General features: G+C 60.3%; 26 protein-coding genes. 14 read left to right on the top strand and 12 right to left on the bottom strand.

The genetic code is table 11. The features are described from left to right. Positions 1-90: 90 nt before the first annotated feature. Both MA884_RS03785 and MA884_RS03780 read right to left on the bottom strand, forming a co-directional pair. Positions 91-1,278 carry a pyridoxal phosphate-dependent aminotransferase gene (locus MA884_RS03785; RefSeq protein ID WP_256229100.1) on the bottom strand — a complete coding sequence of 396 codons (1,188 nt, stop codon included), beginning with the start codon at positions 1,276-1,278 and terminating at the stop codon, positions 91-93. 146 nt (positions 1,279-1,424) lie between these two features. After that, a complete protein-coding gene (locus tag MA884_RS03780) occupies positions 1,425-2,561 on the bottom strand; it encodes a glycerate kinase (protein WP_256229099.1) in 1,137 nt (378 codons plus the stop codon). A 338-nt stretch (positions 2,562-2,899) separates the two neighbouring features. On the opposite strand from MA884_RS03780, the gene MA884_RS03775 reads away from it, so the two are divergent. Further along, complete coding sequence (locus MA884_RS03775; RefSeq protein ID WP_256229098.1) at positions 2,900-3,910, top strand: aldo/keto reductase; 1,011 nt, start codon at positions 2,900-2,902, stop codon at positions 3,908-3,910. 205 nt (positions 3,911-4,115) lie between these two features. Beyond that, positions 4,116-5,000 (top strand): EamA family transporter RarD, encoded by an 885-nt coding sequence (gene rarD, locus MA884_RS03770; protein ID WP_256229097.1) that lies wholly within the window; start codon positions 4,116-4,118, stop codon positions 4,998-5,000. Between the two features lie 176 nt (positions 5,001-5,176). Here the strand turns inward: rarD and hppD are convergent, their stop codons facing one another. Both hppD and MA884_RS03760 read right to left on the bottom strand, forming a co-directional pair. Next, positions 5,177-6,253, bottom strand: coding sequence for a 4-hydroxyphenylpyruvate dioxygenase (gene hppD / locus MA884_RS03765; protein ID WP_256229096.1), 1,077 nt, complete (start codon positions 6,251-6,253; stop codon positions 5,177-5,179). 249 nt (positions 6,254-6,502) lie between these two features. Further along, on the bottom strand, positions 6,503-7,447 hold the full coding sequence (locus MA884_RS03760; protein WP_256229095.1) for a DMT family transporter: 945 nt from the start codon (positions 7,445-7,447) through the stop codon (positions 6,503-6,505). Between the two features lie 189 nt (positions 7,448-7,636). Here MA884_RS03760 and MA884_RS03755 point away from each other — a divergent pair, with 189 nt between their 5' ends. From MA884_RS03755 to MA884_RS03745, 3 genes are all read left to right on the top strand, one after another. Then, positions 7,637-8,503 (top strand): LysR family transcriptional regulator, encoded by an 867-nt coding sequence (locus MA884_RS03755; protein ID WP_256229094.1) that lies wholly within the window; start codon positions 7,637-7,639, stop codon positions 8,501-8,503. Between the two features lie 58 nt (positions 8,504-8,561). Continuing rightward, a complete protein-coding gene (locus tag MA884_RS03750) occupies positions 8,562-10,139 on the top strand; it encodes an EAL domain-containing protein (RefSeq protein ID WP_256229093.1) in 1,578 nt (525 codons plus the stop codon). Positions 10,140-10,326: 187 nt separating this feature from the next. Further along, positions 10,327-10,692 carry a histone-like nucleoid-structuring protein, MvaT/MvaU family gene (locus MA884_RS03745; RefSeq protein WP_256229092.1) on the top strand — a complete coding sequence of 122 codons (366 nt, stop codon included), beginning with the start codon at positions 10,327-10,329 and terminating at the stop codon, positions 10,690-10,692. 87 nt (positions 10,693-10,779) lie between these two features. Here MA884_RS03745 and MA884_RS03740 read toward each other — a convergent pair whose 3' ends face one another. After that, complete coding sequence (locus MA884_RS03740) at positions 10,780-11,316, bottom strand: DUF4946 domain-containing protein (protein ID WP_256229091.1); 537 nt, start codon at positions 11,314-11,316, stop codon at positions 10,780-10,782. A 191-nt stretch (positions 11,317-11,507) separates the two neighbouring features. Here MA884_RS03740 and gloA point away from each other — a divergent pair, with 191 nt between their 5' ends. Continuing rightward, on the top strand, positions 11,508-12,029 hold the full coding sequence (gloA, locus tag MA884_RS03735; protein ID WP_256229090.1) for a lactoylglutathione lyase: 522 nt from the start codon (positions 11,508-11,510) through the stop codon (positions 12,027-12,029). 220 nt (positions 12,030-12,249) lie between these two features. Here the strand turns inward: gloA and ahpF are convergent, their stop codons facing one another. From ahpF to galU, 4 genes are all read right to left on the bottom strand, one after another. Next, a complete protein-coding gene (gene ahpF / locus MA884_RS03730; protein WP_256229089.1) occupies positions 12,250-13,812 on the bottom strand; it encodes an alkyl hydroperoxide reductase subunit F in 1,563 nt (520 codons plus the stop codon). A 124-nt stretch (positions 13,813-13,936) separates the two neighbouring features. Next, positions 13,937-14,500, bottom strand: coding sequence for an alkyl hydroperoxide reductase subunit C (gene ahpC, locus MA884_RS03725; RefSeq protein WP_047227636.1), 564 nt, complete (start codon positions 14,498-14,500; stop codon positions 13,937-13,939). Positions 14,501-14,799: 299 nt separating this feature from the next. Then, entirely contained in the window at positions 14,800-16,155 is a 1,356-nt protein-coding gene (gorA, locus tag MA884_RS03720) for a glutathione-disulfide reductase (RefSeq protein WP_256229088.1), read from the bottom strand. Between the two features lie 286 nt (positions 16,156-16,441). Continuing rightward, positions 16,442-17,281 (bottom strand): UTP--glucose-1-phosphate uridylyltransferase GalU, encoded by an 840-nt coding sequence (gene galU, locus MA884_RS03715; RefSeq protein WP_047227638.1) that lies wholly within the window; start codon positions 17,279-17,281, stop codon positions 16,442-16,444. Between the two features lie 233 nt (positions 17,282-17,514). Between galU and MA884_RS03710 the strand changes: the two genes are divergently transcribed. Beyond that, positions 17,515-17,730, top strand: coding sequence for a hypothetical protein (locus MA884_RS03710; RefSeq protein WP_256229087.1), 216 nt, complete (start codon positions 17,515-17,517; stop codon positions 17,728-17,730). Between the two features lie 116 nt (positions 17,731-17,846). Next, a complete protein-coding gene (locus MA884_RS03705; RefSeq protein WP_256229086.1) occupies positions 17,847-18,128 on the top strand; it encodes a hypothetical protein in 282 nt (93 codons plus the stop codon). A gap of 16 nt (positions 18,129-18,144) precedes the next feature. On the opposite strand, the gene MA884_RS03700 is transcribed toward MA884_RS03705, so the two are convergent. Both MA884_RS03700 and MA884_RS03695 read right to left on the bottom strand, forming a co-directional pair. Further along, positions 18,145-18,375, bottom strand: a complete 231-nt coding sequence (locus tag MA884_RS03700) for a hypothetical protein (RefSeq protein ID WP_256229085.1) — start codon at positions 18,373-18,375, stop codon at positions 18,145-18,147. Between the two features lie 108 nt (positions 18,376-18,483). Beyond that, a complete protein-coding gene (locus MA884_RS03695; protein ID WP_139050581.1) occupies positions 18,484-18,834 on the bottom strand; it encodes a hypothetical protein in 351 nt (116 codons plus the stop codon). A gap of 201 nt (positions 18,835-19,035) precedes the next feature. On the opposite strand from MA884_RS03695, the gene MA884_RS03690 reads away from it, so the two are divergent. The 5 genes from MA884_RS03690 (at position 19,036) to ada (ending at position 22,329) form a co-directional block, all read left to right on the top strand. Further along, positions 19,036-19,338, top strand: a complete 303-nt coding sequence (locus tag MA884_RS03690) for a DUF1883 domain-containing protein (RefSeq protein WP_003182962.1) — start codon at positions 19,036-19,038, stop codon at positions 19,336-19,338. 28 nt (positions 19,339-19,366) lie between these two features. Then, positions 19,367-19,537 carry a hypothetical protein gene (locus tag MA884_RS03685; RefSeq protein WP_171061392.1) on the top strand — a complete coding sequence of 57 codons (171 nt, stop codon included), beginning with the start codon at positions 19,367-19,369 and terminating at the stop codon, positions 19,535-19,537. A 234-nt stretch (positions 19,538-19,771) separates the two neighbouring features. Further along, entirely contained in the window at positions 19,772-20,500 is a 729-nt protein-coding gene (locus MA884_RS03680; RefSeq protein WP_256229084.1) for a 2OG-Fe(II) oxygenase, read from the top strand. Next, on the top strand, positions 20,487-21,167 hold the full coding sequence (gene alkB, locus MA884_RS03675; protein WP_371134723.1) for a DNA oxidative demethylase AlkB: 681 nt from the start codon (positions 20,487-20,489) through the stop codon (positions 21,165-21,167). The genes MA884_RS03680 and alkB overlap by 14 nt, the downstream gene beginning before the upstream one ends. Before the next feature lie 88 nt (positions 21,168-21,255). After that, positions 21,256-22,329 (top strand): bifunctional DNA-binding transcriptional regulator/O6-methylguanine-DNA methyltransferase Ada, encoded by a 1,074-nt coding sequence (ada, locus tag MA884_RS03670; protein WP_256229083.1) that lies wholly within the window; start codon positions 21,256-21,258, stop codon positions 22,327-22,329. Here ada and MA884_RS03665 read toward each other — a convergent pair. Then, a complete protein-coding gene (locus tag MA884_RS03665) occupies positions 22,293-22,781 on the bottom strand; it encodes a GyrI-like domain-containing protein (RefSeq protein WP_256229082.1) in 489 nt (162 codons plus the stop codon). The genes ada and MA884_RS03665 overlap by 37 nt on opposite strands. 148 nt (positions 22,782-22,929) lie before the next feature. Here MA884_RS03665 and MA884_RS03660 point away from each other — a divergent pair, with 148 nt between their 5' ends. Next, positions 22,930-23,997, top strand: coding sequence for a nitronate monooxygenase family protein (locus MA884_RS03660; protein WP_256229081.1), 1,068 nt, complete (start codon positions 22,930-22,932; stop codon positions 23,995-23,997). Positions 23,998-24,446 lie beyond the last annotated feature (449 nt).

Raw genomic sequence — 24,446 nt, 5'->3', positions numbered from 1 at the left:
CGCTTTACCTCGTACTGCGAATAGCAGTGTGACGAAAGAATGCGTATTGCCGATTAAATACGCGCCTACACGAGCCACTATAATCTTTGTTTAATTTGAGCCTATTTTGTAAAGCTCAACTGCACACAAAGCAATGTTCCGACAAGCGTTACTCAATGCCGTCCGCCCCACCACCAACCCAATCCGAATATGCCCCGCCGCACTCGGCCCAAACGCCTCCCCCGCCAGCACCGACACGCCATACCCATCCAGCAACCGCTCGGCAAACGCTTGGGCACCCAGGCCGGTTTCACGTATGTCCACCATCACGAACATACCGCCATTGGGCCGTACCGGTTTGAGGCCCGGGCAGTTAGCAAGCGCCGCGCATACCAAGTCTCGGCGTAGACGATATTCCTCACGCATCTGCGCCACTTCAGGCAAATCCCGCTCCAGCGCGACCTCGGCGGCACGCTGGACGAAGTCCGGCAGGCCGAACAGCATGCACAGCGACAGGTTCGCCAAGTGTTCGGCAAGCGGTTCGGGGCAAATAGCCCAGCCGACGCGCCAACCAGTCATGGCGTGAGATTTGGACAAGCTGTTGATCGTCGCGGTGCGCTCGGCCATGCCCGGCAGGCTGGCCGGGCTGATGTGTTCGCCTTCGTAGAGCAGGTCGCTGTAGACCTCGTCGCTGATCAACCACAGATCATCGTCGATGCACAGGTGCGCCAGTGCTTGCCAGGTCGGCAGCGGCAGGCTGGCGCCGGAGGGATTGTTGGGGCTGTTGAGCAGCATGGCGCGGGTGCGCGGGGTGATCAGCCGGGCGACGTCGGCCGGGTCAACCCGAAAAGCGTTTTCCGGGCTCACCGGCACCGGCACAACTTTCGCCCCGCAGGCACCGAACACCGCTTCGTAGGTGACGTACATCGGTTCGGCGACGATCACTTCGTCGCCAGGGTCGAGCAGGCACTGCGCGACCGCGTAGACGGCACATTGGGCACCGGGCAGCACCGTGACGTGCCCGGCGCCCACCGGTTGGCCGCAACGTGCTTGATGGTGCCGGGCAATGCTGGCCCGCAGGGATTGCAGGCCACGAGTATCCGAGTAATGAGTGTCGCCGGCCCGCAGGCTGGCGACGGCGGCCTCGACGATGGCGGGTGGCGTGTCGAAATCCGGGTCGCCCACTGACAGCAACAACACATCCATGCCCTGCTCGCGCATGGCCAGCGCCCGGTCGTGGATCTGCCACGCGGCGGCGCCGTCGCCGGTGATGCGGCGGGTCAAGTCTGAAAAGCGCATGTATCACTCCTGTTTTGCGCGAAGTCCAGCCTCAACCCTATCTCAAATTCAACCGTGTGGGAGCAAAGCTTGCTCGCGATATTGGCGACTCGATTCCTGGGGGACCGCAGCGCTTGTATCGCGGGCAAGCCTTGCTCCTACAGGATTTACCGCGCTGCCACTCGCCAAAGCCGGGCGATGTCCCGGGCTCGTTCACTCAGCAGGCGTGGCGCGTCGGCACAGGCCTCTTGCAGGGTCATCGGCCCGTTGACCAGGGCAAAGGCTGCTTCGATGCCGTGCTCATACAGCGCCTGATAACCCTCCCCCAGCGTGCCGGCGATGACCACCACGGGTACGCTATGCTGGCGGGCGATGCGAGCCACGCCAAAGGGCGTCTTGCCGCGCAAGGTCTGGGCGTCGAAACGGCCTTCGCCGGTGATCACCAGGTCGGCGCCGTTGATCGCTTCGGCCAACCCTGTCAACTGGGCGACGACGTCCACGCCGGTGCGAAATTGCGCGCCCAGGAACGCCTTGGCGGCGAACCCCAGCCCCCCGGCGGCGCCGCTGCCCGGTTCGTCACGTACATCCTTGTCCAACGCCTGGGCGCAGTGTCCGGCGAAATGCCCCAGGGCCTGGTCCAGTTGCTGTACCTGCTCAGGGGATGCCCCTTTCTGCGGGCCGAAAATCGCGGAAGCGCCATGAGGGCCGCACAGCGGGTTATCGACATCGGCGGCAATCTCGAAATTTACCTGAGCCAGGCGTGGGTCCATCTTGCTCAAGTCGATACGCGCCAGCTCCGCCAGGGCCAGGCCGCCGGGTGGGAGTGGTCGGTTGTATTGATCCAGCAGCGCCAAGCCCAGGGCCTGCATCGCGCCGGCACCGCCGTCGTTGGTGGCGCTGCCGCCGATTGCCAGGATCACGCGCCCGGCGCCTTCGTCCAGGGCAGCGCGAATCAGTTCGCCGGTGCCGTAGGTGCTGCTTGAGCAGGCATCGCGTTGCCCCGGTGGTACCAGCTGCAAGCCACTGGCCTCGGCCATCTCGATAATCGCGGTGCGGCTTTCGGCCAACCAGCCCCAGCGCGCCTCGACGGCGACACCCAGGGGACCACGGACCCGGGTGTGACGCCACTGGCCGTTGCAGGCCGCCAGCACCGACTCCACCGTGCCCTCCCCGCCGTCGGCCATCGGGCACTTGATCAACTGTGCATCCGGCCAGACCTGGGCCAGGCCCTGAGCGACGGCATCCGCCACGCCCTGGGCGCTCAGGCTGTCCTTGAACGAGTCGGGGGCGATGACTATTTTCATATTTATTCTCCGGTTCCAGTGCACGGCATGCCAGTTGAGCGCAGTTGTTCAAGTTCACGCAATCGGGTTGCCATCAACCTCGTTGTCGAGGCTGATGGCCTCATCGCGAGCAGGCTCGCTCTCACTGGGATCCCAGCTAGCTGAAACCTATGGCCCAGGCAGAACAGTGTGGGAGCGAGCCTGCTCGCGATAGCGGTCTGCCTGTCAAATCCCTATCGCGTGCGTGGGTTGTTGTCGGGAGTGTAAGGGGTCGAGCGCGGCCTGCGATCTTTTCGTTTGCCACACCCGGTTGTTCTAGGGTTTGATTGGACCTTTCCCACCGATAAAAGGACCTTGTCATGAGCTACCGCACGCTAGGCCATTCCGGGTTGCAAGTCTCGACATTGACCCTGGGCACGATGATGTTCGGCGAACAGACCAGCACCGAGGATTCGCTGCGGATCATCGACAAGGCCTGGGACCAGGGCATCAATTTCATCGACACGGCGGACGTCTACACCAACGGTCGCTCCGAGGAAATCGTCGGCGAGGCGATTGCCCGCCACCGTCATGAATGGGTGCTGGCCACCAAGGTCGGCTTCGGTCCGCCGGATGGTGTCCCCAACCGCAGCGGCCTGAGCCGCAAGCATCTGTTCAATGGTATCGAGGCCAGCCTGACGCGCCTGGGCACCGATTACCTGGACATCTACTACCTGCACCGCGAAGACCACAACACGCCGCTTGAGGTCACGGTGTCGGCCATCGGTGCCTTGATTCGCCAGGGCAAGATCCGCTACTGGGGCCTGTCGAACTACCGTGGCTGGCGCATCGCCGAGGTGATTCGAATCGCCGACAGCCTGGGCATCGACCGGCCGGTGATCAGCCAACCGCTGTACAACATCGTCAACCGCCAGGCGGAAACCGAGCAGATCACCGCGGCGCAGAACTATGGCCTTGGGGTGGTGCCCTTCAGCCCCCTGGCCCGAGGGGTGCTCAGTGGCAAGTACGCACCGGACGTGGCACCGGACGCCAACAGCCGCGCCGGTCGCCAGGACAAACGCATCCTGGAAACCGAATGGCGGGTCGAGTCCCTGCGCATCGCCCAACAGATCCAGCAATACACCCAGGGCCGGGGCGTGGGCATTGTCGAGTTCGCCATTGCCTGGGTGCTGAACAACCGCGCCGTGACCTCGGCCATCGTCGGCCCGCGCACCGAGGAACAATGGGATGGCTACACCAAGGCGCAGTCGGTGACGATCACGGCGGAAGATGAAGCCTTCATCGATTCGCTGGTGACACCGGGGCATGCCTCGACACCAGGCTTCAATGACGTGGGCCACTTCGTGCCGGGGCGGGTGGCGCGTACTTAATAACTTCGTCGACTCCTACACCCCCCTTTGGCATGAGGATTTACCTGTGGGAGCATGGCTTGCCCGCGATGGCTGCGCTGCGGTTCAACAGCTGAACCGCATTATCGTTCATCGCGGGCAAGCCTTGCTCCCACTGGCCATGCTCCACAGATAGGTTTCCCAGTCACAAACCCGGGTGCCGATGATCACCCTCAAGAGAATCACCGTGTCCAAAGGCATCGTTCTATCGGTCTCGGCCTCTGCGCTGTTCGCCGTCATGTATTACTACACCTCCCTGCTCTCGCCACTGACCGGCGTGGAAATTTTCGGCTGGCGCATGCTGCTGACGATGCCCTGCATGACGGTGTTCATGCTGGTGGCAAAGGAGTGGAACCTGGTGACGGCGCTCGGCCGGCGCCTGATCGCCGCGCCGCGTCTGTTGATCGGTGCCATGGCGTCTTCGGCGTTGCTGGGGGCGCAGTTGTGGCTGTTCATGTGGGCGCCCCTCAACGGCTACAGCCTGGACGTGTCGCTGGGGTATTTTCTGTTGCCGCTGTCGATGGTTCTGACCGGGCGCCTCGTCTATGCCGAGCGCCTGTCCTACCTGCAGAAAATCGCCGTGTTCTTCGCCAGCCTCGGCGTGGTCAACGAGTTATACCAGGTGGGCGGTTTTTCCTGGGCGACCCTGTTGGTGGTAGTGGGCTATCCCCTCTACTTCATCCTGCGCAAACGCCTGGGGACTGACAACCTGGGCGGGTTGTGGCTGGACATGACCCTGATGCTGCCGCTGGCGCTCTGGTTCGTGCAAAGCGGTGAACAGGGTTTCGCCGTTTTCGACCAGTACCCGTGGCTGTCGCTGCTGATCCCGTTGCTCGGGGTGATCAGTGCCTCGGCACTGGTGGCCTACATCATTGCCAGCCGGTTGCTGCCGTTCAGCCTGTTCGGGCTGTTGAGCTATGTCGAACCGGTGTTGCTGCTGGGTGTTGCGCTGCTGCTGGGAGAAAGCATCCAGGCCAGTGAATGGCTGACCTACATTCCGATCTGGCTGGCCGTGGCAGTGCTGGTGTTCGAAGGGTTCAAGCACCTGATGCGCCAGCGACGCCGGGCCTGAAACTTACAAGGCCCTTGTGGGAGCGAGCCTGCTCGCGATATCGGCGGCACATTCAACATTGATGTATCTGACAGGTCGCTATCGCGAGCAGGCTCGCTCCCACATTGGGATCAGTGCAAGCCAATAAAAAACCCGTCCGGCAGTAACGCCGCACGGGTTGTCGGTTGCCTCTACCGTCACTCGGTAGCCAGCACACCACGCCGCACCTGGTCACGCTCGATGGACTCGAACAACGCCTTGAAGTTGCCTTCGCCGAAGCCATCGTCGCCCTTGCGCTGAATGAATTCGAAGAACACCGGCCCCATCAGGGTTTCCGAGAAAATCTGCAACAGCAGACGCTTGTCGCCCTGTTCGGAAGAGCCGTCCAGCAAAATGCCCCGCGCTTGCAGTTCATCCACCGGCTCGCCGTGGTTCGGCAGGCGGCCTTCGAGCATTTCGTAGTAGGTGTCCGGCGGCGCGGTCATGAAGCGCATACCGATGCTTTTGAGCCGGTCCCAGGTCTTGATCAGGTCATCGGTGAGGAAGGCCACGTGCTGGATGCCTTCACCGTTGAACTGCATCAGGAACTCTTCGATCTGCCCGGCGCCCTTGGACGATTCCTCGTTCAGCGGGATGCGGATCATGCCGTCCGGGGCGGTCATGGCCTTGGAGGTCAGGCCGGTGTATTCGCCCTTGATGTCGAAGTAACGGATCTCACGGAAGTTGAACAGCTTCTCGTAGAAGCCGGCCCAATAGGCCATGCGCCCGCGATAAACGTTGTGGGTCAGGTGGTCGATGATTTTCAGACCCGCGCCCATCGGGTTGCGGTCAACGCCTTCGAGGAACACGAAGTCGATATCGTAGATGGAGCTGCCTTCGCCAAAACGGTCGATCAGGTACAGCGGCGCACCGCCGATGCCCTTGATGGCCGGCAGGTTCAGCTCCATCGGGCCGGTCTCGATGTGGATCGGCTGGGCACCGAGTTCCAGGGCGCGCTTGTAGGCCTGTTGCGAGTCCTTGACGCGAAATGCCATGCCGCACACCGACGGCCCGTGTTCGGCGGCGAAGTACGAGGCCACGCTGTGGGGCTCGTTGTTGAGGATCAGGTTGATCGCGCCCTGACGATACAGGTGCACGTCCTTGGAGCGGTGGCTGGCCACTTTGGTGAAGCCCATGATCTCGAAGATCGGCTCCAGGGTGTTGGGGGTCGGGGATGCGAATTCGATGAATTCAAAGCCCATCAGGCCCATCGGATTTTCGTATAGATCTGCCATGTTGGCGCCTCATCATGCTTATCAATTAACGGAGCGTTAGTTGCCGGCCATGCTGAGGGCACGCGGTGGCGCGCAGGAAATGCCGCGAACGGTGCGGGCGAGGAAATCGCCGTAGATCAGTTGAAACCCGAATATCTTCATTGTCGACCCAAGGCTCTTGCGGGCGAGGCTTCTGCTGCCAGAAGACGTTTATTCTTATATGCGTAACTCGATTCTACACAGCGTAACCTTGTTTGTCCGCCTTCCTTATCAAATCGTCTTTTCCGGCGACCGCGCAAGGGGTTTGTTGCACAGGAAAATCCCCGTCAGGATCAGCCCCGCGCCTGCGCCCATCAAGACGGTGAGCCGCTCGTCCAACAGCAGCGCCCCGAACAGCACTGCGGTCAACGGGTTGAGTGCGATGAACACGCCGGAACGGGTCGCGCCAATCCGACGGATGCCGTCGTACCAGGCAATGTAGGCCAACGCCGATCCCAGCACGCCGAGGTACAACAGGCTCAACCACTGCCGAATGTCCAACCCGCGCAATGCTTCGACGCGAACTTCGCCTGCGGTCACGCAAGCTCCCCACAACATCAACGTGCCCAGCAGAATCGACCAGGTCACGGTTTGCAAGGGCCCGAGGCTTTCATTCAGGTTTTTGGAAAACAAGGAATAGATGCCCCAGCCCAGCACACAGCCGAAAATCAGCAGATCGCCCAGCCAGCCCTGCCCTGCACTCTGCATCAAGGAAGGATCGCGACTGACGATCACCAGCCCCGCCCCGCCGATACACAGCACGATGCCCGCGACTTTCGCCCGGCTTAGCCGTTCCTTGAACAGCCACCAGGACGCCAGCCCGATCACCGCCGGATTCAAGGCCACGATCAACGAGGCCCGCGACGCATTGATGTACTGCAAGCCGTAGAAGAAACACAGGTTGTAGAAAAAGATCCCGAAGAATCCCAGCGCCGCCAATTGCAGCCCTTGTTTCAGGCTGGGCCTGGCCAGCGGGATCCCGGCCAGACCGAGAAACAGCAACAGCGCGAGACTGGCCAGCAGGAACCGCAGGCTGGCGGCGAGCAGCGGTGCCAGGGCATCGGAAAGGATCCTGCCGGCAACGAAGGTGCCGCCCCAAATCATGGTGACCATGGCCAGTTTCAGGTACACCGGCAGGTCCGAAGGGGTTGGAACGGATTGTTCGAGGGTTTTCATGGTTTCACCACATTGAAATAAAACGACCACCCGTGGCGAGGGAGCTTGCTCCCGCTGGGCTGCGAAGCGGCCCTTTTCTATGAGCGCTTCGCACTCAAGCGGGAGCAAGCTCCCTCGCCACAGGAAAGTGCGCTTGAGATACTCTATTGTTCGCCTCATGTTAGATCATCGTAAAATGAGCATTCCCTCATGACCCTCACCCAACTCGAAATCTTCTCCCAGGTCGCTGAGCTGCGCGGTTTTACCGCTGCGGCGACGCGGCTGGGCATCAGCCAGTCAGCGGTGTCCCACGCCATCAAATCCCTGGAGCAGGAACTGGGCGTGGAGTTGTTCAGACGTCATCAGGCCCTCATCGAGCCCAGCGACATTGGCCGGCAACTGCTGCTGCGGGCCCGGGCCATGCTCGGGCTGGCCAACACGTTACGCCAGGAGGCCGCCGACGCGCGGGGCATGCGCCGAGGCACCCTGCGCATCGGCTCGTTCGGTCCAACTTCGTCGATGAAGTTGTTGCCCGCCATCCTGCAACGTTACCGGGCCCTGCATCCGGGGATCGAAGTACACATCGACGAAGGACCGGACCGACAAGTCATCCAGTGGCTGGATGAGCGGCGGATCGACGTCGGTTTCGTGGTGTTGCCCGAGGACCGTTTCGACACGTTCGCGCTGATGCAAGACCAGATGGTCGCCGTGCTGCCCGCCGCCCATCCCCTCGCCGCCCAAGCCAGCCTGAGTCTCAAGGACCTGTGCAACGACCCGTTCGTGCTCACCGAGGCCGGCTCTTCTGAGCTGGTTTCGCGCCTGTTCAACGCGGCTCGGCTTACACCGAACGTGCGCTATCGTTGTTCGCAGCTGCTCAGTACCCTGGATGTCGTCAGCCGCGGTGAGGCCGTGACCCTGGTGTCCGAAGGTTCGCTGCCGGGCGGCGACAACCCACGGTTCGTCACGCGGCCATTGTCGCCGCAGGTTCCGCGCCAAATAGGCCTGGCGGTACTGGACAGCCGACAGGCCTCGCCCGCCACCCTGGCGTTTATCGAGCTGGCGAGGCAGTCAGTCTGATCACCCGCAACCGGATACACTATCGAAGCTGTTCCTCAAGCCCTCACAGGTTATGCAGATGCCATTGACCGCCACTCGTTTGCGCAAGCGGCCCCGTCGCAACCTGATCACGCTGCTCTGCGGCGTGCTGCCGATGCTGTCAGGGCTGGGCATTCTGTACATGCAGGCCGAACGGACACTGGAGCAACAGAGCCGACAGACGAGCGAAGAGTTGATCGGGCAGATTGAACTGATGCTCGACAACACCGCGTTGGCGGCCCGCGAACTGCTGCCTCTTGCCGGTCAGCCCTGCGAAGCGGTGCAACTGGCCTTGCGCGAACAGGTGACGCGTCGTCCATTCGTCCGTTCGACCAACTTGGTGTGGGACAACATCCTCTATTGCAGTTCGCTGTTTGGCGCCTTCGAGGAGACGGTTGATCCGAACGCCTACCATCAGGGCACGTTGTGGCTCATGAACGGCAACCCGATCACCCCCGACACCGCGCTGCTGATTTACCGGCTCAATGAAGGGCAACAAGGGGCATTGGCAACGCTGGACGGGTATCACCTGGCCAATGTCTTGCGTCTGATCGGCGGCGAAACCCGGTTATTGCTGCAAGTCGGGCCAAACTGGCTGACGGCGGACGGGAAGGTCCGGCAAACGCCCCTGCCCGCGCTGCCGGTCGCCCGCAGCAACCTGGCCTCATCGCGCTATGCCTTCAATGTCGAAGCCGGCTTCGATGAGGGTGAAGTCTGGCGCTACATGACCCGTGAGTATCCGCCTCTGTTCAGCCTGCTGATCTTCTTCGGTGTCATCGCCGGAACGCTTGGGCACTGGCTGCAGAAGCGCGCCTCGTCCCCCAGCCATGAGCTGCAACGCGCGCTTGAGGCCGGGGAGTTCGTGCCGTACCTGCAACCGGTCGTGCATGGCGACAGCAAACGCTGGGCCGGAGTCGAAGTGCTGATGCGCTGGAACCATCCCAAGGAAGGCCTGGTGCGGCCGGATCTGTTCATTCCCTTTGCTGAACACAGCGGCTTGATCGTGCCGATGACCCGGGCATTGATGCAGCAAACGATGCGCCTGCTGTCGCCCTTGGTCTCGCAGCTGGAAAGTCCCTTTCACGTCGGCATCAACATCACCGCTCGCCACTGTCAGGATCTGGAACTGGTGCAAGATTGCCGCGAGTTTCTTGAGGCCTTCCCACCGGGGGTCATTACCTTGGTACTGGAACTGACCGAACGCGAGCTGATCGAACCGACGCCCACCACTCACCAGCTATTCCTGCAATTGCGCGAACTGGGGGTCAAGATTGCAATCGACGACTTCGGCACCGGTCATTCCAGCCTGGGGTACTTGCGCCAGTTCAACGTGGACTTCCTGAAAATCGACCAGAGCTTCGTTGCGATGATCGGCGCCGATGCCCTGTCGCGCCACATCCTTGACAGCATCATCGAACTGTCGGGCAAGCTGGACCTGGGCATTGTTGCCGAAGGGGTCGAAACGGTTGAACAAAGCGACTATCTGGCCGCCCACGGGGTGAACTTTCTACAGGGTTATCTATTTGGTCGCCCCCTGAGTGCGCCAGACTTCGTTACGACCGTGACCACCCTTGAAAACCATCGTCCTGCACCGCTTCTTGGGGCACAGTCAAAGTGATAAAAGACTTGGCTATTGTTACATAACGAAAAAGTTACGATTTACACCTTTCCGATTCACTACTACAATTTTTTCCAGCGGTACCCGATAACAGGAGCGTCATTATCACCGAGTCGCTTCAAGGCACTTGGCTTATAGCTTTGTTTGCGGTTGGTATCAGCCAAATATTCTGATTGGAGTAACGATATTGTCCAGACTCGCTGAATTTCGTAGAGCAGAACAAGACCTTCAAGAGCAGCTCAAGCAGCTGGAAAAGCTGAAGAACGACGCCGGGCTCAAGAAAGAAATCGAATTCGAAGAGAAGCTCCAGGGACTGATGAAAACCTACGGCAAGAGCCTGCGCGACGTCATCGCGATTCTCGACCCGAACCCGGCCAAGGGCGGCCTGTCATCGACCAAACCTGTCAAAACCCGCCGCGCGCGAGTGGTCAAGGTGTACCAGAACCCGCACACGGGTGAACTGATTGAAACCAAAGGCGGCAACCATCGAGGCCTGAAAGCCTGGAAAGAACAGTACGGTGCAAAAACCGTTGACTCCTGGTTGCGCAGCTGAAGCTGACCGAATGAAAAAACCCTGAGTTCTGCTCAGGGTTTTTTATGGGAAAAATTTATGAGCTAAGTGGTTCTCATGCGGAGGGCTTTATAGTTTCAGACTGTTTCGTACCGACTGTATTTCATCCTGGTTTTTTAAAAACTCCTGCGCCTGCCCTGCATAGGACAGCACATTAGCCCTGCCCTCCTTTAGTGCAGCCACGAGTGTCTGAGATAACACATGCCGTCCGTTTTGCGTGATCGTGCAAGTGGTCTCCAGCGCGGCGACGTCGCCCAACATCGAAGCATGAATTTTATTACACACACTTTGATAACCACCCTGGTAAAAGTCCTTCTGAACTGACTTGCGCATTTCCAGTAACACGCCTTGCAAGTTGACTTGATGACCCGGCTCGATGGGCGTCGTGGTCAGCTCCATGACCATCAACGCATCGCCCGCTGAATCACTCTTTGTCGCCCGTTGCCGGGTCGTCCCCGGCACCGCCGGCGAGGTACCCGCCTCAGAGGACAACGGTTCGATGACCCAGCCTGGGGGCCAGGTGACTTGCGGTTCGGCCGCCTGGACACCGACACTTGCCATCGCGACCAGCAGCAGGAAAAACAGCGAAAGGAACGGTCGAATCATTGCATTGCACTCAAGGACGATTCGTAAAGTCTGAAGCCCACCGCCCAGGCAAGCAATAGCCAGAGGCGTTTGGCGATGCCGCGCCCCCCGCGTATCATGGACGCACCTGCAAGGAAGCCGTTTAGCGCAAGCCCAGGACCGTCGCAGCCAGGTTGCGATACCGTTTGCCTCACTTATTTTCCGGAGGGCCCATGAGCCTGCACGAACTCAACACTGTCCCTGGCGTCACCGCCCAACCCGATACCGCCACGGCCAAATTTGTCTTCAACCACACCATGCTGCGGGTCAAGGACATCACCCAGTCTCTGGATTTCTACACCCGAGTGTTGGGTTTTTCCCTGGTGGAAAAACGCGACTTCCCGGAAGCCGAATTCAGTCTGTACTTCCTCGCCTTGGTGGACAAAAGCCAGATTCCAGCCGACGCTGCACAGCGTACCGAATGGATGAAATCCATCCCCGGCATCCTGGAACTGACCCACAACCACGGCACCGAAAGCGACCCGGCGTTCGCCTACCACAACGGCAACACTGACCCGCGCGGGTTCGGCCACATCTGCATTTCGGTCCCGAACGTCGTGACCGCTTGCGAGCGCTTCGAAGCGCTGGGCTGCGACTTCCAGAAGCGCCTGAGCGACGGTCGCATGAAAAGCCTGGCGTTCATCAAGGACCCGGATGGTTACTGGGTCGAAATCATCCAGCCCGCGCCTTTGTAAGCGCCACCGTAGGTTTGTGGGAAATAATAATCCTACAACCCCACCCCCCCTGTGGGAGCGAGCCTGCTCGCGATAGCGGCAGCACATTCAACATTGATGTGGCAGACAGATCGCTATCGCGAGCAGGCTCGCTCCCACAGGGTAATGCGTGATCAAAAAAACAAAACCCCATGAGCACTGGGCTCATGGGGTTTTGTTTTTCCCGTTGCCGGCTATTGATTCAGGCCGGCGCGGAGGTGCGGATCAGGTGGTCAAAGGCGCTCAGCGAAGCCTTGGCCCCTTCGCCCACGGCGATCACGATCTGTTTGTACGGAACAGTCGTCACGTCACCCGCGGCGAACACACCAGGAATTGAGGTTTCACCACGGGCATCGACAATGATCTCGCCCCGTGGCGACAGCTCGACGGTGCCTTTGAGCCAATCGGTGTTAGGCAACAGACCGATCTGCACGAAGATCCCTTCCAGTGTCACGTCCCGCACTTCACCGCTCGGGCGGTCTTTGTAGCGCAAGCCGTTGACCTTCTGGCCATCGCCCGTCACTTCGGTGGTCTGGGCGTTTGTCATCACGGTTACGTTCGGCAGGCTGTGCAGCTTGCGTTGCAATACTGCGTCGGCACGCAATTGCACGTCGAACTCCAACAACGTGACGTGGGCCACGATACCGGCCAGGTCAATGGCCGCTTCTACGCCGGAGTTACCGCCGCCAATCACCGCGACACGCTTGCCTTTGAACAGCGGACCGTCGCAGTGCGGGCAGTACGCCACGCCCTTGTTGCGGTACTGCTGCTCGCCCGGCACGTTCATTTCGCGCCAGCGGGCACCGGTCGCCAGGATCACGGTCTTGGCCTTGAGGCTCGCACCGCTGGCGAATTTGATTTCGTGCAGCGCGCCATCCTTGCCTGGCACCAATGCATCGGCGCGTTGCAGGTTCATGATGTCCACGTCGTACTGCTTGACGTGCTCTTCCAGGGCGACGGCCAGTTTCGGGCCTTCGGTTTCCTGCACCGAGATAAAGTTCTCGATGGCCATGGTATCGAGCACCTGGCCGCCAAAACGCTCAGCCGCGACACCGGTGCGGATACCCTTGCGGGCCGCGTAAATCGCCGCCGAAGCGCCGGCTGGGCCACCGCCCACCACCAGCACATCAAAAGCATCCTTGGCGCTGATCTTCTCGGCCTGGCGCTCAATACCACTGGTGTCGATCTTGGCGAGGATTTCTTCCAGGCCCATGCGACCTTGGCCGAAGTTCACGCCGTTGAGGTAAACACTTGGCACAGCCATGATCTGGCGTTCGTCGACCTCGGCCTGGAACAGCGCGCCGTCGATGGCGACGTGGCGGATGTTCGGGTTCAGCACCGCCATCAGGTTCAGTGCCTGGACCACGTCCGGGCAGTTCTGGCAGGACAGCGAGAAATAGGTCTCGAAGTTGAACTCGCCTTCAAGGGAGCGAATCTGTTCGATCACTTCAACACTGGCCTTGGAAGGATGACCGCCAACTTGCAGCAAGGCCAACACCAGCGAAGTGAATTCGTGGCCCATGGGGATACCGGCAAAACGCAGGCTGATATCGGCGCCCGGGCGATTCAACGAAAACGAAGGCTTGCGCGCATCGGTGCCGTTGTCGAGCAAGGTAATCTGGTCACAAAGACTGGCAACATCTTTGAGTAACGCGAGCATTTCCTGGGATTTCGCACCGTCATCGAGGGAGGCGACGATCTCGATCGGCTGGGTGACCCGTTCCAGGTATGACTTCAACTGAGCTTTAAGATTGGCGTCCAACATACGGGCGATTTCCATTTTTTGAATGTCAGAAAAAACAACGCCCGAGCGAATCTCGCCCGGGCGTTTTTTGGGGCGAAGCAGCTTACTTGGTTAAGAGCGGATCGCCCTCGGATGACTCACAGACTTAGATCTTGCCGACCAGGTCCAGGGACGGAGCCAGGGTGGCCTCGCCTTCTTTCCACTTGGCTGGGCAGACTTCGCCCGGGTGAGCGGCAACGTACTGAGCAGCCTTGACCTTGCGCAGCAGCTCGGAAGCGTCACGGCCTACACCGCCATCGTTGATTTCAACGATCTTGATTTGACCTTCAGGGTTGATCACGAAAGTACCGCGGTCAGCCAGGCCAACTTCTTCGATCAGCACGTCGAAGTTGCGGGAGATGACGTGGGTCGGGTCGCCAATCATGGTGTATTGGATTTTGCCAATGGCTGGCGAGGTGTTGTGCCAGGCAGCGTGAGCAAAGTGAGTGTCGGTAGAGACGCTGTAGATCTCGACACCCAGTTTCTTGAATTCGGCGTAGTTGTCGGCCAGGTCTTCCAGCTCGGTTGGGCAAACGAAGGTGAAGTCGGCCGGGTAGAAAAACACCACGGACCACTTGCCTTTCAAGTCGGCATCCGAAACCTGGACGAATTCGCCGTTTTTGAAAGCGGTAGCGTTGAACGGTTTAACTTGGCTGTTGATGATAGGCATCGATGACTCTCCGTCAGGGGTTGAGAAGTTGATGGCGTGAATCTTAACCACTCGTCCCCCGGCAGGCTCATTGGCAAACCTCATGTGAATGATTGGTTTTGGCTATCAGGAAGCTATATAGATAGAAAAAATCTGTGACCAGGCATCAAGCCCACATGCGGAAACTGCCCCTGTAGGAGCTGGCGAAGCCTGCGATCTCTTGACCCTGATTTGCTCAGGACTCAATGGGCCCGGAAAAGATCGCAGTCTCGTTGCACTCGACAGCTCCTACAGATGGGGCAGATGGGGTCAGGGCGTCGTCAGGCGGCGGGGGTTCGCATCGTGACGAATTCCTCAGCGGCAGTCGGATGCACGCCAATGGTCTCGTCGAAATCACGCTTGGTGGCGCCAGCCTTGAGTGCGATGGCCAGGCCCTGGACGATTTCCCCGGCATCCGGCCCGACCATGTGGCAGCCCAGCACTTTGTCCGTACGGGCATCCACCACCAGCTTCATCAGCGTGCGCTCCTGGCAGTCGGTGAGGGTCAGTTTCATCGGGCGGAAACGGCTTTCGAACACCTGCACCTCATGCCCCTCCTCCCTGGCTTGTTCTTCAGTCAGGCCGACCGTGCCGATATTCGGCAGGCTGAACACAGCCGTGGGGATCATTCGGTAATCCACCAGGCGATATTGCTCGGGCTTGAACAGGCGCCGCGCCACGGTCATGCCTTCAGCCAGGGCAACGGGCGTGAGTTGTACGCGACCGATGACATCGCCGATGGCCAGGATCGACGGTTCGGCGGTCTCGTACTTTTCGTTGACCTTGACGAAGCCCTTCTCATCCAGCGTGACACCGGTGTGTTCAAGACCAAGATTGTCGAGCATCGGCCGCCGGCCGGTGGCGTAGAAGACGCAATCGGTGGCCAGTATGCGACCATCCTTGAGCTCTACCTTCAGGCTGCCATCGTCCAGTTTTTCGATGCGTTTGATGTCAGCGTTGAATTGCAGGTCAAGGCCACGACGGGTCAACTCTTCGGCCAGATGCTTGCGTACCGCGCCATCAAAGCCGCGCAGGAATAGCTCACCGCGATACAGCAACGACGTCTGCGCACCCATGCCGTGGAAGATTCCGGCGAATTCCACGGCAATGTAACCACCGCCCACCACGATGACGCGCTTGGGCAGTTCCTTGAGGAAAAACGCCTCGTTGGAGCTGATGGCGTGCTCACGGCCCGGAATGTCCGGTATCACCGGCCAGCCGCCCGTGGCGATCATGATGTGTTCGGCGGTGTAGCGCTGGCCGTTGATCTCGACCTCATGGGGCCCGGTGAGCCTGGCATGGCCTTCGTGCAACACCACGCCGCTGTTGACCAGCAGGTTGCGGTATATCCCGTTAAGGCGATTGATTTCCCGATCCTTGTTGGCGATCAGCGTAGCCCAGTCGAAACTCGCCTCTCCCGCCGTCCAGCCATAGGCCGACGCTTGCTCAAGGTCCTCGGCATAATGCGCACCGTAGACCAGCAGTTTCTTCGGTACACACCCCACGTTCACGCAGGTACCGCCCAGGTAGCGGCTCTCAGCCACGGCCACCTTGGCCCCGAAACCGGCCGCGAACCGCGCAGCCCGCACACCGCCGGAACCGGCGCCAATCACATACAAGTCAAAATCGTAGGCCATTTTCTATCTCCTTCGGCAGACCATCAGCATACCTGCTGTTTTCACGCGAGGCAGCGTTGCAATGGTTATGGGGACGAAAAATGATAAAGCCAGGCGGAATTTGCCAGACTGCCTCTGTGGCGAGGGAGCTTGCTCCCGCTTGAGTGCGCAGCACTCACAAAAAGGGGCCGCTGCGCAGCCCAGCGGGAGCAAGCTCCCTCGCCACAAGGGCGTGTGTGTTGCCTTTCCCCGTGCAAAAAAACGCCCCGAACCAGTCGGGGCGTTTTTCAAGGTGCGGCGCAGGCGATCAGTACGCCTTACCCGTCTTGTAGAAATTCTCGAAGCAGAAGTTGGTCGCGTCGATGTAGCCTTCGGCGCCACCGCAGTCGAAGCGCTTGCCTTTGAATTTGTAGGCCATGACGCAGCCGTTCTGGGCCTGCTTCATCAGCGCGTCGGTGATCTGGATTTCACCGCCCTTGCCTGGCTCGGTCTGCTCGATCAGATCGAAGATGTCCGGGGTCAGGATGTAGCGGCCGATGATCGCCAGGTTCGACGGGGCATCTTCAGGCTTTGGTTTTTCAACCATGCTGTGGACGCGGTAGATGTCGTCGCGGATCATTTCGCCGGCGATCACACCGTACTTGTTGGTTTCCTGCGGATCGACTTCCTGGATCGCCACGATGGAGCAGCGGAACTGTTTGTACAGCTTGACCATCTGGGTCAACACGCCATCGCCTTCGAGGTTGACGCACAGGTCGTCCGCCAGGACCACGGCGAAAGGTTCATCACCGATCAGCGGGCGACCGGTCAGGATCGCGTGGCCCAGGCCTTTCATTTCGGTCTGGCGGGTGTAGGAGAACGAACATTCGTCCAGCAGTTTGCGGATGCCGACCAGGTACTTCTCTTTGTCGGTACCCTTGATCTGGTTTTCCAGCTCGTAGCTGATGTCGAAATGGTCTTCCAGGGCGCGCTTGCCGCGACCGGTGACGATGGAGATTTCCGTCAGGCCCGCAGCAAGGGCCTCTTCGACGCCGTACTGGATCAGTGGCTTGTTCACCACCGGCAGCATTTCTTTGGGCATGGCTTTAGTCGCTGGCAGGAAGCGAGTACCGTAACCGGCTGCTGGGAACAAGCATTTCTTGATCATATAAGTCCTTGAAAAGGCGGTGTGTACGAGTTTCGGCGCAGTCTAATCAGGCTGCAGGCACCTTACAATGCCCGGGCTGGCCAACCGGTGCCATCATAGAGAAATAAAAAATAGCGGATAGTTCAATCGCCTTTCGTTGCGATAGCCCAGCGGTCTCACTGTACGCTCATAGGCGCTGTTTGCGAGCATTTGACGTATCATGGCGCCCTTGATCCCGCCAATGAGGCAGCTAGATGTCGGCAACAAAAAACGCAAACGGTTATTCGGTCAGCCAAGACAAAGACGGTCAGTGGTGGATTATCAACTACCACGGTGAACAGGTCGCTGGCCCCTTGCCCAGCAAAGCGATGGCGGTGGAAGTGGCCGGGGTGTTCCAGGACGAGCGTTCTGCCCCGGCAGCAAAAGAGCGTGAAACGGCTCCAGCGCGCAGCCCCCGTCGTAAAAAATAACTGGACAAGCCTCAAGTAAATGTCGTTTGAACATGGAACGAGGCTTTGTTTATCTGTACCGAAATGGCCATTCGCTATAATCTCGCGCCAGCCCCTTCCTTCTCGATGACGATTCCATGAAAAAACTTCTGGCGCTGTTTGCAGTCCTGGCCCTGGCGGGCTGTGCCACGGCCGAAAAAACCTACCTGAACAGCGGCGAACAAGGCCTGACCATCGATTGCTCGGGCGAAGCGAACTCCTGGGCCACCTGCTATGAAAAGGCTGACGCCTCCTGTGCCGGCACCGGTTACCGCATCGTGGGCACCGATGGCACGCCGCGAGCCAAGGAAAGCGAAAAGACCCTGGGGGTCGATGTCGGCAACTTCACCAGCCGCAGCGTGCTGGTGGTGTGTAAATAGACGAGTGTCCTGACACTCAGATGTGGATCTCGGCGAACTTGATCCCCAGGCCGCGGATGATCTCGATCAGGTCGTCGAGACGGCTGAAGGATTCAACTTCATCCTGGTCATCCACCAGAAAAAAGCTGCGCCCTGCGCTTTTCTTGAAAAAGACGATCCACTCCCCCGGGTTCGCCGGGTTCTGAATCACATGGGTGGCACAGATAAGACCTTCTGCATGGCGCACACGCACCTGCTCGCGCTTCATCGACTGACTCCATAAATGACCATGCCGCCAACGTCGGCCGTGGCGGCATTTTTGTCGAGGGCGGCAGTTTATCCGATGCCCGGCCTGCTCGTCAGGCCAAGCCCTGGCTCAACCGGAAATGCAGGCGTTGGCCGCGTCCTGCACATCACCCGGGCGCACAGGCACATTGGACAGGCTTTCGTGCAGCTTGATGCTGCTGCCGCTGGAGCGCTCGTCAATGTCGAACACCGCCGCCGGCAGCGTCGACAATTTGCCGGGGACGATCAAGCGAACGCCATTTTTGTGAGGTTCCATTTGCAGCGGACCACGGGTGCTGGCCAGCTTGTCAGCGACGCACTTGGCATATTCCTGAGGTTTCTTTCCGGAGATGACATTCATGGTGGGCGGCGTCTGGTTGATGTCCGATACCGATGCACATCCACTCATGGCCAATGCCAACACCCACACGCTGCGCTTCATATGATTCCTCCGATAAAGATCCTCCGACAGTGCAAACGCTGCTTTTCTCCGGCGTCCTGCGTCTTTTTTTTGCGCATCCTGCGATAAATGAACAAAGCGTGAGGCGCGGGCCGGATATTAGCACTCGGTGCTGATAAACTGCGCACCATTGCCCCTTGCTATCGTTTTGATTTGGTAGAAAAAGCCCTTCCGGAGGCGCCCATGAAATTCATACACCAGCGCGAGCACCTCAACGAAGACGATATCGTCGTCATCGAATGCTCTCAAATGTGCAACATCCGCTTGATGAACGATGCCAACTTCCGCAGTTTCAAGAACGGTGGCCGGCATACTTATCACGGCGGCGCGTTCGATACGTTCCCGGCCAGGATCACCGCACCAAGTACCGGTTTCTGGAACATCACCATCGACACCGTCAACCGCCGTGCCATCAGTGTCACGCGCAAGCCGACCCTGACCCACAAGATCAAAATCATCCGGCGTTCCAGCTCGAAACTGAGCTGAGCATCGCCCCTTCAAGACAGGCAAAACCGTGGCCCAGACAACCAAATACGTCATCAATTACAAACTTAACGGCGAACGCCGCTTCGAATTTGCACAACTTGAAACCGGTACAGTGGACGAAGCCATGGCAGCGCTGCAGGCGATGCATGGCCAAACCGATGATGTGATCAGCGACGTCAAAGTCAGCAAAGCGCTGTAAAAATCTCGTTGGACCTCGGTGGCGAGGGAGCTTGCTCCCGCTGGACTGCGCAGCAGGCCCCTGGGGCGGTCGCTGCGCAACCGAGCGGGAGCAAGCTCCCTCGCCACAGGGCTGTGCCCGGCCAGCACGGATCACCGCCAGCCCCTTCGGCAGACATTGATCGCAAGCTCCGGAGTGTCAACCGCCTGGATACTCCCCCAGACTGGCCAACCTTTCCCACCAAGGTTTGTGCGCATGTCCGCTATCCTGCAAGCCCCCTCGCTGACACAACACATAGACGGCCTTGATCGGCCGTCCCTGGAACAAAACCTCGAGCAGGACGGCAGCGCAATCATCCGCAACCTGCTTACGGCCGAGCAATGCACAATGCTCAGTGGCCTATACGCTGAACCCAGCCTTTTCCGTTCGAAGGTGATCATGGCCCGCCATGGATTCGGGCGCGGCGAATATCAGTATTTTCGCTATCCGCTGCCCGATGTGGTCCAGCACCTGCGTCAGTCGTTGTACCCGGCGCTGGCGCCCCTGGCCAATCGCTGGAATGAATGCCTGGGAATTGAGGTGCGATATCCCAACGAACACCCGGCTTTCGTTCAACGCTGTCACGCGGCAGGGCAACGGCGTCCTACGCCGTTGTTGCTGCAATACGGCCCGCAGGACTACAACTGCCTGCATCAGGATCTGTACGGCGAGCACGTGTTCCCGTTGCAGGTGGCGATTCTGCTGTCGGAACCGGACCAGGACTTTAGCGGCGGCGAGTTCGTTCTCACTGAGCAGCGCCCGCGCATGCAGTCACGTGCGCAGGTTATCGATCTGAAACAGGGCGATGCGCTGGTGTTTACCGTGCATCAACGGCCGGTCAAAGGCGTTCGCGGTTATTATCGGGTGAACATGCGCCATGGCGTCAGCCGCGTGCACAGCGGCAGCCGGCATACACTTGGAATCATTTTTCATGATGCGCAGTGACGACACCCCCATCACGCTGGATCTGTTCGCCGACCAGACGCCGACGACACCCGGCCTGACCGAACAGATCGGCGAGCAGGCGTTTGTGTTGCGCGGTTTCGCCCTGCCCTGGCTCGAACGGTTGCTGCCGGCCCTGGAAGCGGTGTTGCTGGCCGCGCCATTCCGGCAGATGGTCACGCCTGGCGGTTTTACCATGTCGGTGGCCTTGAGCAGTTGCGGCGCTCTGGGCTGGACCACCGACCGCAGCGGCTATCGCTACACGACTCACGACCCACAGACCGGCCTGCCCTGGCCCGACATGCCAGCGGTGTTCCGCGAACTGGCCCAGGCCGCCGCCCGGCAGGCACACTTCAAACACTTCGAGCCCGACGCCTGCCTGATCAACCGTTACGTGCCCGGCGCGCGGATGTCGCTGCACCAGGACAAGAACGAACGTTGCCTCAGCGCCCCCATCGTCTCGATGTCCCTGGGCTTGCCGGCGGTGTTTCAGTTCGGCGGGTTCGAGCGCAGTGACAAAAGCCTTCGTGTTCCGTTGTTTCACGGCGATATCGTGGTCTGGGGCGGCGTGGACCGAATGCGTTTTCACGGCGTGCTGGCGCTCAAGGAAGGCCAGCATCCGAAGCTGGGCGCCCAGCGGATCAACCTGACATTTCGCACCGCCGGATGAAGGTGCAGAATTCAACCGCAAGACCCGGAGTGTTGCCATCTCACAGGCTCGCTACCTTAGCCAAAACGGGCCAATGGACATAACGACCATGAACAGCACTTCGAACACCCTTACCGCTGAACTGGATCCTCGCTGGGCCGCCGTGCTCGCCCGGGATCCAAGCGCCGACGGGCAATTCGTCTATGGCGTGAAGACCACCGGCATCTATTGCCACCCCAGCAGCCTGTCGCGCCTGCCCAACCCGCGTAACGTGGAATTTTTCGACACGCCGGAACAGGCCCAGGCGGCGGGGTATCGTCCCAGCAAGCGGGTGGCCAGGGACCAGACCCAGATCGCCACCCAACAAGCGGCCCGGGTCGCAGCCGCCTGCCGGCAGATCGAGGCCGCCGAAGAACTGCCTGGACTCAATGAACTGGCACAAAGCGCAGGCTTGAGCCCCTTCCATTTCCACCGGGTGTTCAAGGCCGTCACCGGCCTGACGCCCAAGGGTTATGCCGCCGCCCACCGCTCGCGCAAGGTGCGCGAACGCCTGAGCGAGGGTGGATCGATCACCGAAGCGCTGTACGACGCCGGCTTCAATTCCAACAGTCGCTTCTATGAAGCCGCCGACAAGGTGCTGGGCATGAAACCCGCCGATTACCGCGCCGCCGGGCAGAACACCGATATCCGCTTCGCCGTGGGCCAATGTTCCCTGGGGGCGATTCTGGTGGCGCAAAGCGAACGCGGTGTGTGCGCGATTCTGCTCGGGGACGATCCGAACGCGCTGGTGCGAGACCTGCAAGACAAGTTTCGCCGCGCCAACCTGATCGGAGCCGACCGCGAATTCGAGCAGTTGATCGCCCAGGTGGTGGGCTTTATCGAAGCACCGGCCCTGGGCCTGGACCTGCCGCTGGATCTGCAAGGCACGGCGTTCCAGGAACGGGTCTGGCAGGCCCTGCGGGATATTCCGCCGGGCAGCACCGCCAGCTACGCCGAGATCGCCCAGCGCATCGGCATGCCCAAGGCCGTGCGCGCCGTGGCCCAGGCCTGCGGCGCCAACAGCCTGGCGGTGGCGATCCCCTGCCACCGGGTGGTGCGCAGCGACGGTAACCTGTCGGGTTATCGCTGGGGCGTGGAGCGTAAACGTCAGTTGCTGGCGCTGGAACGCTCGTCCGCGGACTGAACGCCGATGTAGATCGCCACCGAATCGGGGCCGCTGTAGACCTCGAAATCGGTGGCGAACCGGCGCAGGGTTTGCGGGTTATCCGCGAAATATGCCCAGATCAGGCCCCAGGTCTGGATCACGCAATCGGGCATCGGCCCCTTGGCCGAAAACACCAGGTAATCCCCGCCTTCGATGTCCACGGCGGCGTAGCCTGCACTGGTCGCATCCACCTGTACCCCGGCCGTCACCTCAAAGTACCCGGTGGCGTCGGATTCATAGTTGGAATAGACCCCGTAGACGAACGATTCCGACAGTCTGGCGGGAATCTTGTCGAACTCCCCTTCGGTGAAGAACTGCTGCCACATCGGGCCGATCCGTGCCGTGTCAGGCTGCTGTTCGTCAGCGTTGCGCGTGTGTACCTGCAGGCCGGCCACGGTGAAGGGTTCGACTGCCTTGAGTTTGACGTCCATGGGTCAGGCTCCTTGATGAATGAAGCCCGCATGGTAACCCGCTTGCTGTCGGGATCAAGTTGCCGCATCCGATTGAAAAACTCGACTGGCCCTGGCCGGGTCACACCTGCTAAAACCCCTGTTTTCTTCTGCCGTCGGAGACCCGCACATGAGCCAGTGGCCAGACACTCGAATTCTTGACCTGCTCGGCATCGAGCTGCCCATCATCCAGGGGCCGATGGCCGGAGTGACGGGGCCGGCCATGGTGATCGCCGCCTGCAATGCCGGTGGACTGGGTTCGATGCCGGCGGCGATGCTGGATGTCGAGCAATTGCGCCAGGCGCTGACGACGATCAGCGAGCAGACCGACAAGCCGTTCAACGTGAATTTTTTCTGTCACCAGCCACCTGTGTTCGATGAACAACGCGCCGAGGCCTGGAAGCAACACCTCAAGCCCTACTACGAGGAACTGGGCGCCGACTTCGACGCGCCGACGCCGGTGTCCAACCGCATGCCGTTCGATGATGCGGCCTGCCGGGTGCTGGAGCAGATGCGTCCTGAAGTGGTCAGCTTCCATTTTGGCCTGCCGGAAAAGTCCCTGCTGGATCGGGTGAAAGCCACCGGCGCTAAAATTCTGTCGTCAGCCACCACTGTTGAAGAAGCCATCTGGCTGGAACAGCACGGGTGCGACGCGATCATCGCCATGGGCTATGAAGCCGGCGGCCATCGCGGGATGTTCCTCAGCGACGACCTCAACACCCAGGTCGGCCTGTTTGCCTTGCTGCCACAGGTGGTGGATGCGGTGAGCGTGCCGGTGATCGCTGCGGGCGGTATTGGCGATGCGCGGGGCATCGTCGCGGCGTTTGCTCTGGGCGCATCGGCGGTGCAACTGGGCAGCGCTTATCTGTTCACGCCCGAGGCCAAGATCAGCGCGTCCCATCACCGGGCGCTGCGCACAGCCAAGGAAAGTCAAACTGCCGTCACCAACCTGTTCAGTGGCCGCCCGGCCCGGGGCATCGTCAACCGGGTGATGCGCGAGATCGGGCCGATGAGTCCGATGGCGCCGGCATTCCCCCTGGCTGGCGGCGCGTTGATGCCGTTGCGGGCCAAGGATGAAGCGGACTTCAGCAACCTCTGGGCCGGCCAGGGGTTTCCCTTGGGCCGCGAGCTGTCGACCGCCGAGCTGACCCGGCGCTTGGCCGAAGAGGCACTGGCCCGACTCAACAGCCGCGGTTGATCCTGAAGGTGATCATGGTCTGTTGGAACGCCATCGCGAGCAGGCTCGCTCCCACAGGGGATCTGTGGCGAACACAACATCTGGGCACACCGCTGGACCTGTGGGAGCGGGCTTGCTCGCGATGGCGGTGGGTCAGCCAATAGACATGTTGAATGTACCGCCGTCTTCGCGAGCAAGCCCGCTCCCACATGGGTTCTGGTGTGGCAGCAAGATGTGTGTTCGCCACAGACCCCCTGTGGGAGCAAAGCTTGCTCGCGATGGCGGTGGGTCAGCCAATAGACATGTTGAATGTACCGCTGTCTTCGCGAGCAAGCTCGCTCCCACATGGGTTCTGGTGTGGCAGCAAGATATGTGTTCGCCACAGATCCCTGTGGGAGCAAAGCTTGCTCGCGATGGCGGTGGGTCAGCCAATAGACATGTTGAATGTACCGCTGTCTTCGCGAGCAAGC

The sequence above is a fragment of the Pseudomonas sp. Q11 genome, from assembly GCF_024494355.1.
GTDB lineage: Bacteria > Pseudomonadota > Gammaproteobacteria > Pseudomonadales > Pseudomonadaceae > Aquipseudomonas > Aquipseudomonas hefeiensis.
This window is presented reverse-complemented; position numbering and strand designations above follow the sequence as displayed.

What these genes read in the sequence shown, in the direction of transcription:
- MA884_RS03775 (WP_256229098.1), top strand. Translation starts at nt 2,900, where the DNA reads ATGAGCTACCGCACGCTAGGCCATTCCGGGTTGCAAGTCTCGACATTG.
- MA884_RS03760 (WP_256229095.1), bottom strand. Translation starts at nt 7,447, where the DNA reads ATGAAAACCCTCGAACAATCCGTTCCAACCCCTTCGGACCTGCCGGTG.
- gloA (WP_256229090.1), top strand. Translation starts at nt 11,508, where the DNA reads ATGAGCCTGCACGAACTCAACACTGTCCCTGGCGTCACCGCCCAACCC.
- MA884_RS03780 (WP_256229099.1), bottom strand. Translation starts at nt 2,561, where the DNA reads ATGAAAATAGTCATCGCCCCCGACTCGTTCAAGGACAGCCTGAGCGCC.
- MA884_RS03740 (WP_256229091.1), bottom strand. Translation starts at nt 11,316, where the DNA reads ATGATTCGACCGTTCCTTTCGCTGTTTTTCCTGCTGCTGGTCGCGATG.
- ahpC (WP_047227636.1), bottom strand. Translation starts at nt 14,500, where the DNA reads ATGCCTATCATCAACAGCCAAGTTAAACCGTTCAACGCTACCGCTTTC.
- ahpF (WP_256229089.1), bottom strand. Translation starts at nt 13,812, where the DNA reads ATGTTGGACGCCAATCTTAAAGCTCAGTTGAAGTCATACCTGGAACGG.
- gorA (WP_256229088.1), bottom strand. Translation starts at nt 16,155, where the DNA reads ATGGCCTACGATTTTGACTTGTATGTGATTGGCGCCGGTTCCGGCGGT.
- ada (WP_256229083.1), top strand. Translation starts at nt 21,256, where the DNA reads ATGAACAGCACTTCGAACACCCTTACCGCTGAACTGGATCCTCGCTGG.
- MA884_RS03665 (WP_256229082.1), bottom strand. Translation starts at nt 22,781, where the DNA reads ATGGACGTCAAACTCAAGGCAGTCGAACCCTTCACCGTGGCCGGCCTG.
- hppD (WP_256229096.1), bottom strand. Translation starts at nt 6,253, where the DNA reads ATGGCAGATCTATACGAAAATCCGATGGGCCTGATGGGCTTTGAATTC.
- MA884_RS03695 (WP_139050581.1), bottom strand. Translation starts at nt 18,834, where the DNA reads ATGAAGCGCAGCGTGTGGGTGTTGGCATTGGCCATGAGTGGATGTGCA.
- MA884_RS03660 (WP_256229081.1), top strand. Translation starts at nt 22,930, where the DNA reads ATGAGCCAGTGGCCAGACACTCGAATTCTTGACCTGCTCGGCATCGAG.
- MA884_RS03690 (WP_003182962.1), top strand. Translation starts at nt 19,036, where the DNA reads ATGAAATTCATACACCAGCGCGAGCACCTCAACGAAGACGATATCGTC.
- galU (WP_047227638.1), bottom strand. Translation starts at nt 17,281, where the DNA reads ATGATCAAGAAATGCTTGTTCCCAGCAGCCGGTTACGGTACTCGCTTC.
- MA884_RS03705 (WP_256229086.1), top strand. Translation starts at nt 17,847, where the DNA reads ATGAAAAAACTTCTGGCGCTGTTTGCAGTCCTGGCCCTGGCGGGCTGT.
- MA884_RS03680 (WP_256229084.1), top strand. Translation starts at nt 19,772, where the DNA reads ATGTCCGCTATCCTGCAAGCCCCCTCGCTGACACAACACATAGACGGC.
- MA884_RS03700 (WP_256229085.1), bottom strand. Translation starts at nt 18,375, where the DNA reads ATGAAGCGCGAGCAGGTGCGTGTGCGCCATGCAGAAGGTCTTATCTGT.
- MA884_RS03755 (WP_256229094.1), top strand. Translation starts at nt 7,637, where the DNA reads ATGACCCTCACCCAACTCGAAATCTTCTCCCAGGTCGCTGAGCTGCGC.
- alkB (WP_371134723.1), top strand. Translation starts at nt 20,487, where the DNA reads ATGATGCGCAGTGACGACACCCCCATCACGCTGGATCTGTTCGCCGAC.
- MA884_RS03750 (WP_256229093.1), top strand. Translation starts at nt 8,562, where the DNA reads ATGCCATTGACCGCCACTCGTTTGCGCAAGCGGCCCCGTCGCAACCTG.
- MA884_RS03785 (WP_256229100.1), bottom strand. Translation starts at nt 1,278, where the DNA reads ATGCGCTTTTCAGACTTGACCCGCCGCATCACCGGCGACGGCGCCGCC.
- MA884_RS03710 (WP_256229087.1), top strand. Translation starts at nt 17,515, where the DNA reads ATGTCGGCAACAAAAAACGCAAACGGTTATTCGGTCAGCCAAGACAAA.